Origin of the sequence: Algoriphagus zhangzhouensis (assembly GCF_900148515.1) — a bacterium.
GTDB lineage: Bacteria > Bacteroidota > Bacteroidia > Cytophagales > Cyclobacteriaceae > Algoriphagus > Algoriphagus zhangzhouensis.
The window spans coordinates 22032-38907 of record NZ_FRXN01000009.1 but is presented as its reverse complement, the minus strand read 5'-3'; the positions used below and the strand labels follow the sequence as shown (position 1 = coordinate 38907).

Genomic DNA, 16876 nt, shown 5'->3' with positions numbered 1-16876 from the left:
TGAAGCGGATGCCGAACCTGATGCTGTACATCGAAGGTCACACAGACCAGAGAGGCAGTGAGGAATACAACCAGACATTGTCAGAGAGAAGAGCAGATGTGGTGAAGGAGTACCTGACCAACAGAGGAGTACCTGGAGAGAGAATGGAAGAGAAGTGGTTCGGCAAGACCCATCCGATCAATGACTGCAACGAGCTGACCTGTACCGATGCGATGCATCAGCTGAACAGAAGAACAGAGCTCAGAGTAGGCAAATCTTCTTTCACCTACACAGGAAGACAGAAGAAGGTAGATACTATGTAATAACCAGCTAACTCTTTAAAGGAAAAAGGGAGCAATCAAATTGCTCCCTTTTTAATTTTAATCTGCTGTTTTCGTACTGTCCGAAATGAGATAATTGATCTCTTTCAACTCCTTTGGAGTTAGATCTCTCCATTTTCCAGTAGGGAGATCTAAATGAACATTCATGATTCTTACTCGAATCAATTGAATTACTGAATAACCTAGATATTCGCACATTCTACGAATTTGCCGGTTCAACCCTTGAGAAAGAATAATTCTGAACTTTCTTTTACTTATACGCTCAACGTCACATTTTTTAGTAACGGTACCAAGAATTGGTATGCCAGAAGCCATTCTATTTACAAAACGATCATCAATAGGTTTGTCAACAGTTACGATGTACTCTTTTTCATGATTGTTTGCGGCTCTAAGGATTTTGTTGACGATATCTCCTTCACTAGTAAGAAAAATCAATCCTTCACTGTCTTTGTCCAATCTTCCAATAGGAAATATCCTGTTTGGATGATTGATATAATCGATGATGTTATTTTTTTCACCCTTAGTATCTGTCGTTGAGACAATTCCAACAGGTTTGTTGAAAGCGATGTAGGTATGATCTTGAATAGGCTTGCCGACAGGTTTCCCATCTACTTCAACTTGGTCGTTAGGGCCTACTTTGGTTCCAAGTTCTGGTTTTTTACCATTGATGGTGATTCTTCCTTTTTCCAGTAGCTTATCTGCTTCTCGTCGAGAACAAAAACCTACCTCACTCAAGTATTTATTAATTCGTATATACTGATCCTGACTCATAAAAAAAGTGGATTAGACTGGCAAGTTACGCCATCTAATCCACTCAATAAAATGGAAAGAAAGAATAGAGCTTATTCCCCTGATGTAGATGCCTTTTCTGGTGATTTTGCCAAAAGCTTACTTTCTTGGCCAGTTTGAATGGCAGCTAAAGTCTGTAAAACAATTGATTTGGTTGATTCAAAGGCAATTTTATTTTCTTGCAAAATGGGCTCAGAAGGAGGTAGTTTTTCTCTCAACCAATCTTCTTGTTTGCCAAATTTCCAAAATCTGAAACACAAATGTGGACCAGTGGCTAAGCCAGTACTACCCACGTACCCTATCACCTGACCTTGTTTTACCCTTGTTCCAGGCTTGATTCCTTTCCCAATCTTGGACATGTGCAAATATTGAGTAGTGTAGGTACCATTATGTTTGATTTTTACATAGTTCCCATTGGCAGAAGTGTATTTAGCATCTGTGACTGTACCGTCCCCTACAGCTCTGATTTCAGTACCGGTTGGTGCAGCATAATCCGTCCCCAGATGAGCTTTGTATCGTTTTTGTACTGGATGAAATCTTCTTTTACTATAACGAGAGCTAATTCTTGAATACTTGAGTGGATCTCTCAAAAAGGCCTTTTTTAAACTATTCCCCTCTTGATCAAAAAAGTTTACTTCCCCGTTTTGCTCAAAGGGAATGGCATGAAATTCTTCGCCCCTGTGTTGGAAATATGCGGATTTGATATTACCCATGCCGATTACCTCTCCGTCTATCATTTTTACATCATAGACTACCTTAAATTCGTCTCCAGCCTGCAAAGCGCCAAAGTCCACAGACCATCCATATAAGTCTGCAAACTGATCAATAACATCATATCCAACTTCTTGCTTGAGCATTTCTGTGGAAAGGTTGCTGTTTTTTAGAATAGTACCTCCAACTTCTTTTTGAATATATTCCACAGGCTTTTCGGCCTTGTAGATGTCCATACTATCCAAGTCAAAAACCACATATTCCGAAGGATTGGGCTCGTAAATGAAGAATCTAGCTTGTAGACTATCAGATGGAGTTAATACAGTGAATTTCTTGTTGGTTGCAATTCCTCTGACATCGAAAACCTCTTTTGACTTTTTGGCGATCTCGTCAATAATTTGATAAGGTACATTGAAAGGGCTGAGGATAGTGGCTAGAGTTTGGTTTCTGCTTACTTTTCCCTCGACTATATTTAAACCAGTAACATTGATCCCGTATAGAAATACCTCGTTTGATTTTTCAATAGCAGCACTATCCAAGGCTAATTCTTTTTCTACAATTACAGGTTGTGCTTTGGGTGAAAACTGGAGCCAGGCAGCTATTGCTAGAACAGCACATAATACAGCTAAACCTATCCTTTTTGTTGTCATAAATGGGTGTGAAGTTTTACCAGATTCTAATTAACCTTCAAGCAAGGCAAAATAGGCCTTAAATGCAAATTTTTAAAGGTTTTCAACTTTTGAATGAAAGCAATTTCAGTTCCAAATAATATACTTTCGGATATGAATCCTTTTAAATAATTTTTAGGTATGGAATGTAAACGTTAGAAAGTTTATTTACTTATCCCTTTTCCAAGTTTTTATTCTAATCAAAACAAAAGAATGATGGCTTACTCTCCGTCATTTATTTATCTTTGACGCTCTAAAAAATTATTACTCGATTATGCTGAGATCGCATTCCTGTGGTGAATTACGCCTCGAAAACGTCAATCAAGAAGTCAAATTAGCTGGCTGGGTTCAGCGTGTAAGAAATAAAGGTGGACTTATTTGGGTCGATTTGAGAGACCGATATGGGGTTACTCAGTTGATTTTTGAAGAAGGAAGTACTGATAAAGCGCTTTTGGAAAAAGCTGCTCAATTAGGCCGTGAATTTGTAGTTCAGGCATCAGGGGTAGTTATCGAGCGTACCTCCAAAAATGACAAAATCCCAACTGGATCAATCGAAGTGAAAGTGGCGGAACTTACTGTTTTGAATCCTGCGAAAGTTCCTCCATTCATTATTGAAGATGAAACTGATGGTGGTGATGATCTTCGAATGAAGTATAGATACCTGGATTTGAGAAGAGGAGTTGTCCGTGAAAAACTTCAGTTGAGACATCGTATGATGCAGGAGACTAGAAAATACATGGATGCTGAGGATTTCATTGAAGTAGAAACTCCTGTTTTGATCAAATCTACACCTGAAGGAGCAAGGGATTTTGTGGTGCCTAGCAGAGTCAATCCAGGTGAATTTTATGCTTTGCCTCAGTCCCCTCAAACCTTTAAGCAATTGCTAATGGTTTCTGGTTTTGATAGGTATTTTCAAATTGTCAAGTGTTTCAGAGATGAGGACTTGAGAGCAGATAGACAGCCTGAATTCACTCAGATAGACTGTGAAATGTCTTTTGTAGAGCAGGAAGATATCTTGAGCACATTCGAAGGGTTGACTAAGCATCTCTTTAGAGAGGTGAAAGGTGTCGAGTTGGAAGAGGTGAAGAGAATGACTTTTGCTGATGCCATGAAATATTATGGTAATGACAAGCCTGACGTTCGTTTCGATATGAAATTTGTCGAGCTGAATGATGCGGCTCAAGGCAAAGGTTTCGGAATTTTTGATAGTGCTGAGTTGGTAGTGGGTATTTGCGCAAAAGGCGCAGCAGAATATACCAGGAAGCAATTGGACGCTTTGACAGAATGGGTGAAAAGACCTCAAATAGGAGCCAAGGGATTGGTATATGTAAAATACAACGCTGACGGAAGTCTAAAATCTACAGTAGATAAATTCTTTGATCAGGAAGCTCTTGGTGCCTGGGCAGAGAAATTCGGTGCTGAGCCAGGAGATTTAATGCTTGTGTTGAGTGGAGATACGAAAACTGTCAGAAAGCAACTTTCTGAACTTCGCTTAAAAATGGGTGAGGATTTAGGACTTCGTGATAGAACTGTTTTCAAACCACTTTGGGTAGTTGACTTCCCATTGTTTGAGTGGGATGATGAAACGAACAGGTTCCATGCAATGCACCATCCATTTACCTCTCCAAAGAAAGAAGATATTGCTTTGCTTGAGTCTGATCCTGGAGCTGTTCGTGCAAACGCATATGATTTGGTAATCAATGGTGTTGAAATTGGAGGTGGATCTATCCGTATCCATGATAAGGAAACTCAAAAATTGATGTTTAAGCATCTTGGTTTCACCGACGAAGAGGCTCAAAAGCAATTTGGTTTCTTAATGGAAGCATTCGAATACGGAGCTCCACCACATGGAGGAATTGCCTTTGGCTTTGATAGGCTTTGTGCGATTTTTGGAGGATCTGATTCCATCAGAGATTATATCGCTTTCCCTAAAAATAATTCAGGTAGGGATGTGATGATTGATTCACCAAGTACTATTGCTGATGATCAACTGGTAGAATTGTCAATCAAAGTTGATTTGAAAAGTTAAATGAAAGCTGCCTTCGGGCAGCTTTTTTTATGGTTTGATTAGATGGGCTCGTATTCCCATGACGATTAAGAGCTGTGCAATGCAGTAGGTTCCCATGATAATGATTCCTGCTTCCTCAAATGGCTGGTAAAACTTATTGATTGCGATCATACTATCTGAGATTAGGAAAAATACGGCTCCAATAAAAACTTGCCAAAATGATTCTGGGTTACATTTTCCATATCTCTCTGTGGCTGTTGTCGCCATACTGACGATGACGATAATGTAGATGATCACAGGGATTTTCAAAGGGCCCAAATGAGGATTGATCAGATAATAAGTAAAGGCTGCAAGGATGTAAATCGGGAGGTTCCTTAAAAAGGTTTTTACAAAATTAATATCACCTATTTTTCCGGGGTTTCTCTGACCAATCTTGAAGGCGATAATATAGCAAATATGGGCCATCAGAAAGGCTCCCAATCCATATACGAACAGGTTCTCCCACATCAATAGGATGTCGCCTATCCAAGAAAATATCAAAGCGCCCATTGTTGCTTTGGAGAGTAGAGTCCATGAAATAGGTTTAGAGATTTGATAAAAGTAAATGGTTAAGCTCAATAAAATCAGAGGTTTAGAATAGAATCTATAGGTGTCTAGCCCCTCCAATATGAATGATAGGTGCAAGATGGAAGCAAACAAAAAAATGTAGAGCCAAATGATATTTTTGTTTTTCAAAGCAGAGATAATTTGGGATTGAGTGTCAAATATATGGCGATGAATAATTTTTTAGTATTTTCACCAAATTGTATTTTGAAAACAACGCAGTTAAAAAGAAAGGCGTAGTTATAGTTTTTTAGAATTTAATCGTTGTTTTTGTTTGAAAGACAGAATTTTTTCGATTTCAAGGTCGCTTTTTATCTTTCAAAAGAAAATATAATTAGGGAATTCGTATTATTTTTATGTTAATAAATGTGAAATTAGCAGTCGGAAATTTAACCTAGAGTACCCCAATAACCTACCGATCCAAATTAAATTTGCATCGAGTAATATTTTCAAAACCAACTTTACAAAAACAAAAAATTATGAGGCAAAATTTACTTAAAAACTTGTTGAGTATTGCCCTATTCGTCTTTAGCACGGGATGGGTAATGTCACAGGGGGTTACAACTGCCAGTATTCAGGGAACTGTTTCGGATTCTTCCGGAGAGACTTTGCCTGGTGCTAACATTGTAGCAACCCATGAGCCATCTGGTACCCGTTATGGGGCAGTAAGTAACTTAGAAGGTCGATTTGTATTACCTAACATGAGAGTAGGTGGACCTTATACTGTTCGCGTTTCCTTTGTTGGATTTGAAGAAAGAGTTTTTGATAGTATTGTTTTAGGACTTGGCCAAAATTACACAATCAATGTCACTCTTTCCGATGGTTTAGAGCTTGAAGCAGTCGAAGTAGTAGCTAGCAAAGATGCTATTATGAATGCTGATAAAACCGGTGCTGCTCTAAACTTGAATAATCAGACAATCAATAAGCTACCAACAGTAAATAGAAATATCAATGACTTTACTCGATTGACTCCTCAGTCAAACGGGACTTCATTCGCTGGTACTTCTAGTAGATTTAATAACTACACTATTGATGGTAATATTTATAACAACAACTTCGGTTTAGGTTCAGGTCAATTTGCAGGTTCCAACCCAATTTCCTTGGATGCGATCGAAGAGGTACAGGTAAACCTTGCTCCATATGACGTTCGCCAGGCAGGATTTACAGGTGCTTCTGTAAATGCGATTACAAAGTCTGGTACAAATGAATTCTCTGGATCAGCATATTACTATTTGAGAAACGATCAGATGATCGGTGACAAAGTTGGAGATACTAGGTTAAATAAAGGTGATTCCAAAAATGAAATCGCTGGTTTCCGACTTGGAGGTCCAATCATCAAAAACAAATTGTTCTTCTTTGTTTCTTACGAAAAAGAAACTGAAGCTGTACCAAGTTTTACAAAAGTTGCATCAAGACCAGGTTTGGAGCCTGATGGTTTGACTGTTTCAAGAGTTCCTGCTTCTCAACTAGATTACGTTAGACAACAAATGATGTCTATCTATGGCTATGAGACTGGACCTTATGAAAATTACCCATTTGCTTCAGAGCAAGAGAGATTTAATGCCAGATTGGATTTCAACTTAAATGAAAACCATAAGGTTTCCCTTCGATACAATAACTATACAGCGTTCACTGATGTACCGACAAATGGTAACTCTGTAAGATATATATCTACAAGATATAGAAACACAAGTCGTACTGGTATCGAGGCAATGAATTTTAGAAATGCCAACTATACTAACGATAGAAAAGTACAGTCTTGGGTAGCTGAAGTAAACTCTCGAGTAGGAGCTAATATGTCTAACCAGGTAAACATTGGATATACATCTATTACCGATCCTAAAAGAGGTATTCCTGGTGGACAAGCATTCCCATTCATTGAGGTAATGGAACCAGACGCTTCTGGAAACCTACTTTATTATTTCTCCCTAGGTAATGAATTATATACTGTAGGTAACTTGTTGGAAAACAACATCTTTAACTTCACTGACAATTTCTCAATTTACAAAGGCAAGCATACCTATACATTAGGGGTGAATTTTGAATACATGACTTTCAAAAACGCTTTCAACCCTGTGTTTAATGGATTCTACAGATTCAACTCATATGATGATTTTGTAAGTACAGTTATTGATCAAAATACTGGAGCTTATCCAGAGGCTTTTGCAAAAGGATATGCATTGGATGGTTCCACTACACCTCCTGTTGATCAGACTAAATTTGGTCAAATTGGATTCTATATTCAGGATGAGTACCAAATCACCCAAAAAATGAAGGTTACTGGTGGTTTGAGAGTTGATTTCCCATTCTATCCAATTGATATTCCTTCAAATGAACTATTGGATGATCTTAACAAAACTTTTGAGTCTTCTAATGGTACGATTACTCCAGATGTAAGTCAATTCCCTAAAGTAAACCCTCTTTGGTCTCCAAGAGTAGGCTTCAACTGGGATGCAAAAGGAGATAGAACTACTCAAGTAAGAGGTGGTACAGGTATCTTCTCTGGTAGAATTCCTTTCGTATGGTTGTCTAACCAGGTTAATGGTTCAGGAGTAGTAAGAGGTGGATTGGGTTACGAAGGTGACGATGTCGTTGAAGCTTTAGGTCCAAACTATGTATTCAACCCTGATGTAACTTACGGAAACCCTGAAAACCCAGGTCAGTCATTGTCCAATGAGTTAAACTTAACAGACAAAGATTTCAAATTGCCTCAAGTTTGGAGAAGTAATGTTGCAGTGGATCAGGTATTGCCATTCGGAATCATCGGTACTTTGGAATTTATTTATTCCAAGGATGTTTCTACACCAATTGCTGAAAACCTAGTTCTAAGATCTCCTGATGGAAACCTTAGTGGCCCTGATACCAGACCTTATTGGGAAGGATCCAACTATTCTGATGATTCTGATTTCAGAAACGTTTTCTATTTGACAAATGCAAAGGAAAAAGCTGATTACTACTCTTTGACAGCGCAATTGCAAAAGCAATTTGAAAGTGGATTCTCTGCGATGGTAGCTTATACTAGATCAAGATCAAGAGACTTGGATGCGGCTAACGGATCTCAGGCGATTTCATTGTGGCCAAGCACTGTGGTTTCTGACAGAAATAACCCTCAGTTGAGCTATGCTGGATTTGATATTCCAAATAGAGTTATTGGATCAATCTCTTATGAAACCAAAACTTCTACTGTGACTTTGTTTTACGAAGGAGCTGATGCTGGAAGATTCTCATACACTTACTCAGGTAATTTTGGAGATGCATCCAACAGACTAATGTATATTCCAAATAATGCAAGTGAATTAGAGTTTGAAGAATTTACATTAAACGGAGCTACTGTTACTGCTGCTGAACAAGCAAGTGTTTTAGATGCTTACATTGATCAGGACAAATATTTGAGTGACAATAGAGGATCTGTTGCGGAAAGAAATGGAGCAGTAAGACCTTGGGTTAATAGATTTGACCTTCGATTTACTCAAGATATTTTGTTTACATCTGATGATAAAAATAAGCTTCAGTTGTCTATTGACATCTTAAATATTGGAAATATGTTTAACTCTGATTGGGGAGTTCCAAAGTTTGCTTACCAAAGCACACTTCTTAACTACAGAGGAAACAATGATTCTGGAGAGCCTGTTTATAGATTGAACACAGTATCAGGAACATCAGAATTCCCAACTGAAACGTTCAGAACTTCTACTTCTCTTTCCGATACTTGGAGAATGCAAGTAGGTATCAGATATATCTTCAATTAATTTTAGGATAAAAATTTTTAGAAAAGCGCCTTCATTTGGAGGCGCTTTTTTTATTTTTAAGTCAAAACCAATCCTTATCAAAGCAATATGAAAAAGTTATACTTCTCACTAATTTTTCTTTTCGCGTTTTTTGGAATTTCTCAAGCACAGACAGATTCATTGATTTTTAAGAATAATGACGTAGTAGTTGGAGAGATCAAAAGTATGGATCGTGGGGTGATCACTATCGAAACCGATTATTCAGATAGTGATTTTAAAGCCAAATGGGAAGAGCTTATTTCCATAAAATCCAAAACCAATTATTTGATCACTCTTGCCAATGGGAGGAGATATAATGGGAAAATCAGATCTGTTTCTGATAGTACTATCATGATCAACTATTATGATCCTGACGCATTGATTCGATTAAGAAAAAAGGAAATCTCCCAAGATACAGAAGGTACCGAAAACTTGATTGTCTTGTTAGATGATGTGGTTTATTTGAATGCTTTAGATGAAGGGTTCTGGAGTAGGCTATCAGCTAGTATCGATTTGGGTTGGAGCCTTACCAAGGCAAACAATCTGAGGACTTTTAACCTGCGAAGTGCCTTGGGGTATTTGGCAGATAGATGGAAAATGAATGCTTCTTTTAATAGTCTTCGCTCTAATCAGGACGAGGTGGATCCTACCAAGCGTACTGATGCGAACTTTTCCTTTACTTATTTTTTGCCAAGGGATTTCTTCCTAATCTATGATTTGACTTTCCTATCCAATACAGAGCAGTTGATCAAGTCTCGAGTAGGTAATAAAGCAGGTATTGGTAAATATGTTGTCCATACCAATAAGTCCTATTTTGGTTTCCAAGTTGGTGCTAACTTAAACAACGAACAATATTTTGATGATAGTCCAAACCGACGCTCTGGGGAAGCATTTATTGGTACGGAATTGAGTTTGTATGATATTGGAGATTTGACACTTTTGACCAATGTGACTGCTTATCCAAGCTTAACAGAGAAGGGTCGATTTAGAACTGACTTTAAATTTGATGTCAAATATGAATTCCTATCTGATTTCTATGTGAATTTGGGTACGACACTCAACTACGATAACCAACCAGTATCGGGAGCAACTACCCTGGATTACATTTTCCAAACGACGGTAGGCTGGAGTTTGTAATATTGATCAAGTCTGGTCAAATGAAATATATAGCATCGTTGGCTTTTTGGTTTTTTTTCATCTTTGATGGAATGGCCCAAATCGCCAGCGATTCTTTGTTTTTGATGGATGGGACAATTCTGATAGGTAAAATCAAATCTATGGAAAGGGGGGATTTGAATATTGATGTACCATTTTCTGAGAATAATATCAAAGTAAAGTGGGATTTGATTTCAAAAATGGTCACAAATCAAAAATTTTTACTTTCAACTAATTCGGGAGAACACTACGAGGCTGATTTTTTGAGATTTGAAAATGATGAATTGGATATCTTAATCTCAAATCCAAGCAAAAGGCAATCCAATAAAATGAACCTATCCAAGGGTGATACCTTGCACTTAAAACCGAATGAGGTTCTTCAATTTTATGAAATAAGCCAAGATTTTATCAGTAGAATGAGTGGGGAAATAAGTTTGGGGTTCAACTTGGCACGGTCAAATAAATTGAGACAATATTCTTTTCGAGGATTTGCCACTTATAATGCAAACTCATGGGCACTATTTGGAACAATGAATTTTATTCAATCCCGGCAGGAGCAAGCTAACCCAATTGAAAGATTTGATAGTGGAATTACTGGTTTGATCTATTTGCCTAAAGAGTGGTATGTTATGGCTTGGGTTAATTTTTTAAAAAACAATCAGCAATTGCTGGAGCTAAGAATAGATTCTAAGGTTGGATTCGGAAAATTCTTGATTAATCAATCAAAATCAATGTGGATGGTTCAGACTGGTCTTAACTTTAATAATGAGGAATTTATGAATGAGCTTCCCCCAAATTCTTCTTTGGAAGGTGTTCTGAGCACCAGTCTTTCATTCTATGATGTTGAAGGTTTTGATATACTTTTTAATATGATTTTTTATGAAAGTTTTTCGGAAAAAGATAGAATTCGATCTGATTTCCGGATTGATCTGAAATACGATTTCTACAAAGATTTTTTTGTTAAAATAGGATCTTCATTCAATTATGATAGTAAGCCTACCACTGGTGCAACTCCACTAGATTATGTAATTCAAAGTACATTAGGATGGAATTTTTAAAAATAGCATCCCTCTATTTTTCCATTGATTGAGCTCATTTGCCTCCAGTATCTTTTATAAATTTTTCCTAGGAAAGGTTCTGTAATTTCGATATCTGACAGATTATGGATAATTGAAATTGCATAATTCGAATATTGTGAATCACAATTTTTGAATTTTTTTGAAAACAAATAGGCTTTTTCAGGCTTTCATATTCTAGCTAAACCAAATACAAATCAGCTCTTTTCTACATGAAAAAACAGACTAAGGTCATAGTGATCGTTGCCATCATCGTTTTAGTGATCGTCGCTTTTTTATATCCAAGACTGGATAATAGAAATTCGAATGAAAACTCTGTGACCTCTTCAGGAGCAGGACCTGGTGCTCCTCAAGATTTGCCAGTTAGTGTGGTAAAACTTCAACAAGAAACCCTAAGAAACCAATTGCAAGTCACAGGTACTATTTTGCCAAATGAATCCGTGAATATTCGCCCTGAGGTTTCTGGATTAGTGACAAGAATTGCTTTCAAAGAAGGTCAATATGTAAGCAAAGGTACTCCATTGTTATACCTTGATGATGATGAGCTTCAGGCTCAATATCAAAGATTGCAATACACTCAGAAACTTTTCGAAACTCAAGAGAATAGACAAAAGCAATTGTTGGCTAGAGAGGCAATCAGCCAGGAAGAATATGACATTGCTTTGAATCAATACAATACTACTTTGTCCGATTTGAAATTGGTAGAAGCTCAGTTGGAAAAGCGAGTAATTAGAGCACCATTCAACGGAAAATTAGGTCTTCGCTTAGTTTCCGAAGGAAGTGTAATTGGTACCTCAGACATAATTGCAAGTATAGTAAATATCGATCCGATAAAAATTGAGTTCTCCATTCCTGAGCGATATGCAAATCAGGTAACTATCGGAGCTCCGATTTATTTCACAAATGAATCTAGCCCTCAGGAAGTTCAAGGGACAGTATATGCTTTCGAACCGCAAATTGATGCGGCAACAAGAACATTGAAATTAAGAGCTCAGAGTCCAAATAAAGAAGGTAGATTTTTGCCTGGAATGTACGTGAGAATTCGATTTGTATTAGACGTAACAGAAGATGCGTTAATGGTACCTGCAGAGTCAATTATTCCAGAACTGCAGGGGTATAAAGTATATGTAGTAGGCCCAGATAACAAAGCTCAAGCTAAAACAGTCGAAATTGGTACAAGAACTGACACTCATGTTCAGATTCTTAGCGGGCTTGAGGAAGGAGAGTTGGTCCTGGCTACTGGAGTGTTGCAAGTCCGTCAAGGAATGCCTTTGAATCCAACACAAATCAATTAAGATGGCGAGTCTTTCCAGTTTAAGTATCAACAGGCCAGTATTGGCCATTGTGATGTCCTTGGTAATCCTCCTTTTTGGAGCGATAGGGATATCCTTATTGGGGATTAGAGAATTCCCAAGTGTGGATCCTCCAATCATTAACGTACGAACAACCTATGTTGGGGCCAATGCAGATGTAATCGAAGCACAGATTACTGAACCATTGGAAGAGGCGATCAATGGAATCCAGGGAATCAAATCTTTGACATCTTCGTCAAATGACGGTTCTAGTAGTATTACGGTGGAGTTTGACATCGGAGCGGATTTGGAAGCTGCTGCCAATGATGTAAGAGATAAAGTGTCTGGTGCCCAAAGAAACCTGCCTCCAGATGCAGAACCTCCTGTTGTTTCAAAAGCCGATGCTGATTCCCAGCCGATCGTTTTTTTGAATGTAAAAAGTGATGAAAGAAGTCTGTTGGATCTTTCAGATATCGCTGAAAACATATTTAAAGAGAGATTGCAGACCATTCCTGGAGTCAGCAGAGTCCAGATTTGGGGAGAAAAGGAATACGCTATCCGATTAAGAATGGACCCACTGAAAATGGCGTCTTATGGAGTGACTCCATTGGATGTCCTTTCTAAAGTCCAATCTGAAAACGTGGAATTGCCTTCTGGAAGAATTGAAGGAGAAACAATTGAGCTTTCAGTTCGAACTAAAAGTAGGCTTTCGACGCCTAATGAGTTCAATCAATTGATTATTAAGGAGGATCAAAATAATATTGTACGATTCCAAGATGTGGGCCGTGCAGAGTTGGCAGCACTCAACGAAAGAACGGTCTTAAAAAGGGACGGAGTTCCGATGGTAGGTGTGGTTTTAGTTCCACTTCCAGGTTCTAATAATATTGAGATTGTTGATGAATTCTATAGACGATTGGAATACATCAAAAAAGACCTTCCGGCTGACGTAGGGCTTGAAATTGGTTTTGACTCCACAAAGTATATCCGAAGCTCAATTTCTGAAGTACAGGAGACTATCATTACTGCCTTTATTCTAGTAGTAGCTATCATTTTCCTTTTCCTGAGAGACTGGAGGACTACCTTTATTCCGGTAATAACGATACCGATTTCATTGATTGGGGTCTTCTTTATCATGTATATGATGGATTTCTCCATCAACGTATTGACCTTATTGGGTATAGTCCTTTCGATTGGTCTCGTGGTGGATGATGCCATTGTGGTACTGGAAAACATTTATACGAGGATCGAAAAAGGTGAAAAACCACTTCAAGCAGCTCAACAGGGAGCTGAGGAAATTTTCTTCGCGGTAATCGCAACTACTGTAGCTCTTGCAGCTGTATTCTTGCCGGTAATTTTCTTGACAGGAACGACAGGTCGTCTATTTAGAGAATTCGGTATTGTAGTAGCGGGATCGGTGATTATTTCATCTTTTGTGGCTTTGACAATGACACCAATGCTTAGCTCTAGATTACTGAAGAGAAGAGAGAAGCATAATTGGTTTTACAATTTCACTGAGCCTGGTTTTGTCTGGATCAATGACAGATATGATCGAGCTTTGAGCTGGTTTATGAATTTCAGATGGGTAGCTTTCCCAATAATTGGATTCATGGTCTTCGGTATTTATTGGTTGTTCAATCAAATTCCTTCAGAACTTTCTCCAGTTGAAGATAGAGGTGAGATAAGAATCCAATTGTCAGGCCCAGAAGGAGCAACATTTGGTTATATGGATCGAGTGATCGACGAAATGGTTGCTGATTTTAAACAGACGTTTCCAGCTGATGAAGTTACAGGATTGATATCAGTTACTTCTCCAGGCTTTGGTTCTTCCAGTACCAACTCGGGATTTGTCAGATTTATATTGACTGATGCTGAAAATAGATCGATGACTCAGCATGAGTATTTCACTAAAATCAATCAAAAGTTAAAAGGCTATACTTCTGTTAGAGCTTTTGCTTCTGAGCCTCAGTCTATTGGGGATAGAAGGGGAGGTCTACCAGTGCAATACGTGTTACAGGCTCCTACTTTGGAAAAATTAAAAGAAGTGATCCCTACTTTTATGGAGAGAGTAGGACAAAGCTCCACTTTTATTTTCGCCGATATCAATTTGAAATTTACCAAGCCTGAATTGGAAATTGAGATTGATAGAGAGAAAGCAAGGAATATTGGAGTGTCAGTTCAAGAAATTGCCAGAACCCTTCAACTTTCCTACTCAGGACAGCGATTTGCCTATTTCATCATGAATGGAAAGCAATATCAAGTAGTAGGTGAAATGCAATTGGAAGATAGAAATGAGCCTGTAAACTTGAGAATGCTTTATGTAAGAGCAGAAAACGGCCAATTGGTACAATTGGATAACTTGGTGAAAGTAGTGGAGAAGAGCACCCCTCCTCAGCTTTATAGATTTAACCGATTCGTTTCAGCTACTGTATCTGCTAACCTAGCGGAAGGATTTACAATTGGCGATGGTTTGGATGAAATGGATAGAATTGCAGCGGAAGTTTTGGATGATTCATTTGCAACAGATGTTGCCGGGCCATCGAAAGAATTCCGAGAAAGTTCCAACAGTTTGATCTTCGCATTCTTATTTGCTTTGATCTTGATTTATTTGGTGCTGTCAGCCCAATTCGAGAGTTTCTTGGATCCATTGACAATCATGTTTACTGTGCCGCTGGCGATTTTTGGAGCTTTATTGACCTTATGGGCTTTCAATTTCACCTTGAATATTTTCAGTCAGATCGGAATCATCATGTTGATTGGTTTGGTAACCAAAAACGGTATTTTGATTGTGGAATTTGCCAATCAAAGAAAAGCAAGTGGGATGGATGTCAAAGAAGCAATCTATGGGGCTGCGGTCGCACGATTCAGACCAATCTTGATGACTTCGCTATCAACAATTTTAGGGATTTTGCCTATCGCCTTGGCCTTGGGAGCTGGTGCCGAAAGTAGAGTTCCTATGGGAGCAGCAGTAATCGGAGGATTGGCCTTTGCAACCATCTTGACATTATTTGTCATCCCAGCTATTTATACATATTTGACTTCAAAAGAAGGAAGACTAGCCAGAATTTAATGAAGAAGTTATGCTTGGGGCTCGTATTGAGCCTTTTTATACATTATTCCTTTGCTCAATCTACAGAACCTTTGGATCTCGAAAAGGCGATCCAGACTGGTTTAGAAAATAACCTCGATATCAAAATGGCGGTGGAAACCGTCAATTTGAGACAAGGTGATATTCGGATCGGATGGGGAGCTTTCTTGCCGGTTATTGACGCAACCTATGCAAGGAGCTTTTCAAAGGAAAATGTAACTCAGACATTCGTCAGTGATCCAGAGCCACGCCAAATTGATGGTGCGAAATCCAGAACGGAGAACTTTACCCTTGCAGGTATCTATGGATTCCGTCCAGAAGCTATTGTGGTTTTGAAAAGACTTGGCGTCTTGGAAGAGATCTCTGAGCTGCAGGCAAAAGTGGCAGTTGAGAATACCGTCGCTGGTATTTCTACTGCTTACTATCGTTTGGTTTTAGAACTTCAGAGATATAAGGTTTTGGAAAGAACCTTAGAGTTGAGCCAGGCTCGTTTGGACATTGCTCAGGCTCAATATGAATTGGGAGGTGCAGGTAAAAGAGATTTCTTAACGGCGGAAGTGGATTATAATAGTGATTTGAGTTTGCTGAAAACCCAAAATCAGGTAATCAAGGCTGCTAGGATTAACTTGAATGAACTGATGGCTTTGAGTCCAGATACTGAGTTCTCTATCCAAGACACAATTAATGTAGGTGAAGAACTTAGATTGTTGGATTTGGAGGAGAATGCTTTTATGGACAACAAGCAATGGTTAGTTATCCAAAGACAAGAGAATGATGCCTTTCTTCAAATGAAGGAATTGCAAGTGTCTAGGCTCCCAGCTGTCAACTTAAATGCAAATTATGTCAACAATACCTCAAATTCAGATGCAGGGTTTTTGATTCAAAATCAAAGATCAGGATTTAATTACGGAGGGAACGTGACTATGAATCTGTTTTCAGGTTTTACTTTGAACCGAAGAATTCAGAATGCGAAAGTCCAACAGAAGATCCAAGGCTATGCGGTTGATCAATTTGAAATTCAGTTAAAGTCTGATTTGTATCGAGCTTTCAATACCTATGTGAACAATAGAGAGTTGTTGGAAATTGAACAGAGAAACTATGCCGTGGCCAAAGAGAGTTCTGAAATTGCTCTAGAAAGGTTCCGATTGGGTATCGCTTCGTATTTGGAATTTAGAGACGCGCAGGTGAATTTATTGACTGCAGAAAATCGATTGATTACTTCGATTTATAATATCAAAGAGCAGGAAATTGAGCTAATGAGATTGTCTGGAAAGATATTTTTTGAGAACAGTTTTGAGCAACTCGAATTACCTGAAGAAAATTAAATGAAAGGGCGATCTCAATCGCCCTTTTTTATTTATTAAGATTTCCATTTTCTTTTTGGCATACACTTTGACTATCA

Annotated in this window: 11 protein-coding genes; 8 read left to right on the top strand and 3 right to left on the bottom strand. The window is 38.3% G+C overall.

From position 1 onward, the window contains the following. Nucleotides 1-302, top strand: a 302-nt coding sequence (locus BUF13_RS20360) for an OmpA family protein (RefSeq protein ID WP_134204618.1), incomplete at its 5' end; no start/stop codon positions are given. Nucleotides 303-359: 57 nt separating this feature from the next. Here BUF13_RS20360 and rluF read toward each other — a convergent pair. Beyond that, on the bottom strand, nt 360-1091 hold the full coding sequence (rluF, locus tag BUF13_RS20355) for a 23S rRNA pseudouridine(2604) synthase RluF (RefSeq protein ID WP_073573679.1): 732 nt from the start codon (nt 1089-1091) through the stop codon (nt 360-362). Between the two features lie 71 nt (nt 1092-1162). Next, nucleotides 1163-2470: a peptidoglycan DD-metalloendopeptidase family protein gene (locus tag BUF13_RS20350; RefSeq protein WP_073573678.1), complete on the bottom strand. Its 1308-nt coding sequence runs from the start codon at nt 2468-2470 to the stop codon at nt 1163-1165. A gap of 292 nt (nt 2471-2762) precedes the next feature. On the opposite strand from BUF13_RS20350, the gene aspS reads away from it, so the two are divergent. Then, nucleotides 2763-4517 (top strand): aspartate--tRNA ligase, encoded by a 1755-nt coding sequence (aspS, locus tag BUF13_RS20345; protein WP_073573677.1) that lies wholly within the window; start codon nt 2763-2765, stop codon nt 4515-4517. Between the two features lie 27 nt (nt 4518-4544). On the opposite strand, the gene BUF13_RS20340 is transcribed toward aspS, so the two are convergent. Next, on the bottom strand, nt 4545-5180 hold the full coding sequence (locus BUF13_RS20340) for a lysoplasmalogenase (protein WP_317129077.1): 636 nt from the start codon (nt 5178-5180) through the stop codon (nt 4545-4547). 398 nt (nt 5181-5578) lie between these two features. Here BUF13_RS20340 and BUF13_RS20335 point away from each other — a divergent pair, with 398 nt between their 5' ends. The 6 genes from BUF13_RS20335 to BUF13_RS20310 all read left to right on the top strand — a co-directional run bounded on the left by BUF13_RS20335 (nt 5579) and on the right by BUF13_RS20310 (nt 16799). After that, entirely contained in the window at nt 5579-8848 is a 3270-nt protein-coding gene (locus BUF13_RS20335) for a TonB-dependent receptor (RefSeq protein ID WP_073573675.1), read from the top strand. Nucleotides 8849-8935: 87 nt separating this feature from the next. Beyond that, nucleotides 8936-10003 (top strand): DUF481 domain-containing protein, encoded by a 1068-nt coding sequence (locus BUF13_RS20330; protein ID WP_073573674.1) that lies wholly within the window; start codon nt 8936-8938, stop codon nt 10001-10003. 20 nt (nt 10004-10023) lie between these two features. Next, entirely contained in the window at nt 10024-11079 is a 1056-nt protein-coding gene (locus tag BUF13_RS20325) for a DUF481 domain-containing protein (protein WP_134204616.1), read from the top strand. A 230-nt stretch (nt 11080-11309) separates the two neighbouring features. Further along, on the top strand, nt 11310-12392 hold the full coding sequence (locus BUF13_RS20320) for an efflux RND transporter periplasmic adaptor subunit (RefSeq protein WP_073573672.1): 1083 nt from the start codon (nt 11310-11312) through the stop codon (nt 12390-12392). A 1-nt stretch (nt 12393) separates the two neighbouring features. Continuing rightward, entirely contained in the window at nt 12394-15456 is a 3063-nt protein-coding gene (locus BUF13_RS20315) for an efflux RND transporter permease subunit (RefSeq protein WP_073573671.1), read from the top strand. Next, a complete protein-coding gene (locus BUF13_RS20310) occupies nt 15456-16799 on the top strand; it encodes a TolC family protein (RefSeq protein WP_073573670.1) in 1344 nt (447 codons plus the stop codon). Before BUF13_RS20315 ends, BUF13_RS20310 begins: the two co-directional genes overlap by 1 nt. Nucleotides 16800-16876 lie beyond the last annotated feature (77 nt).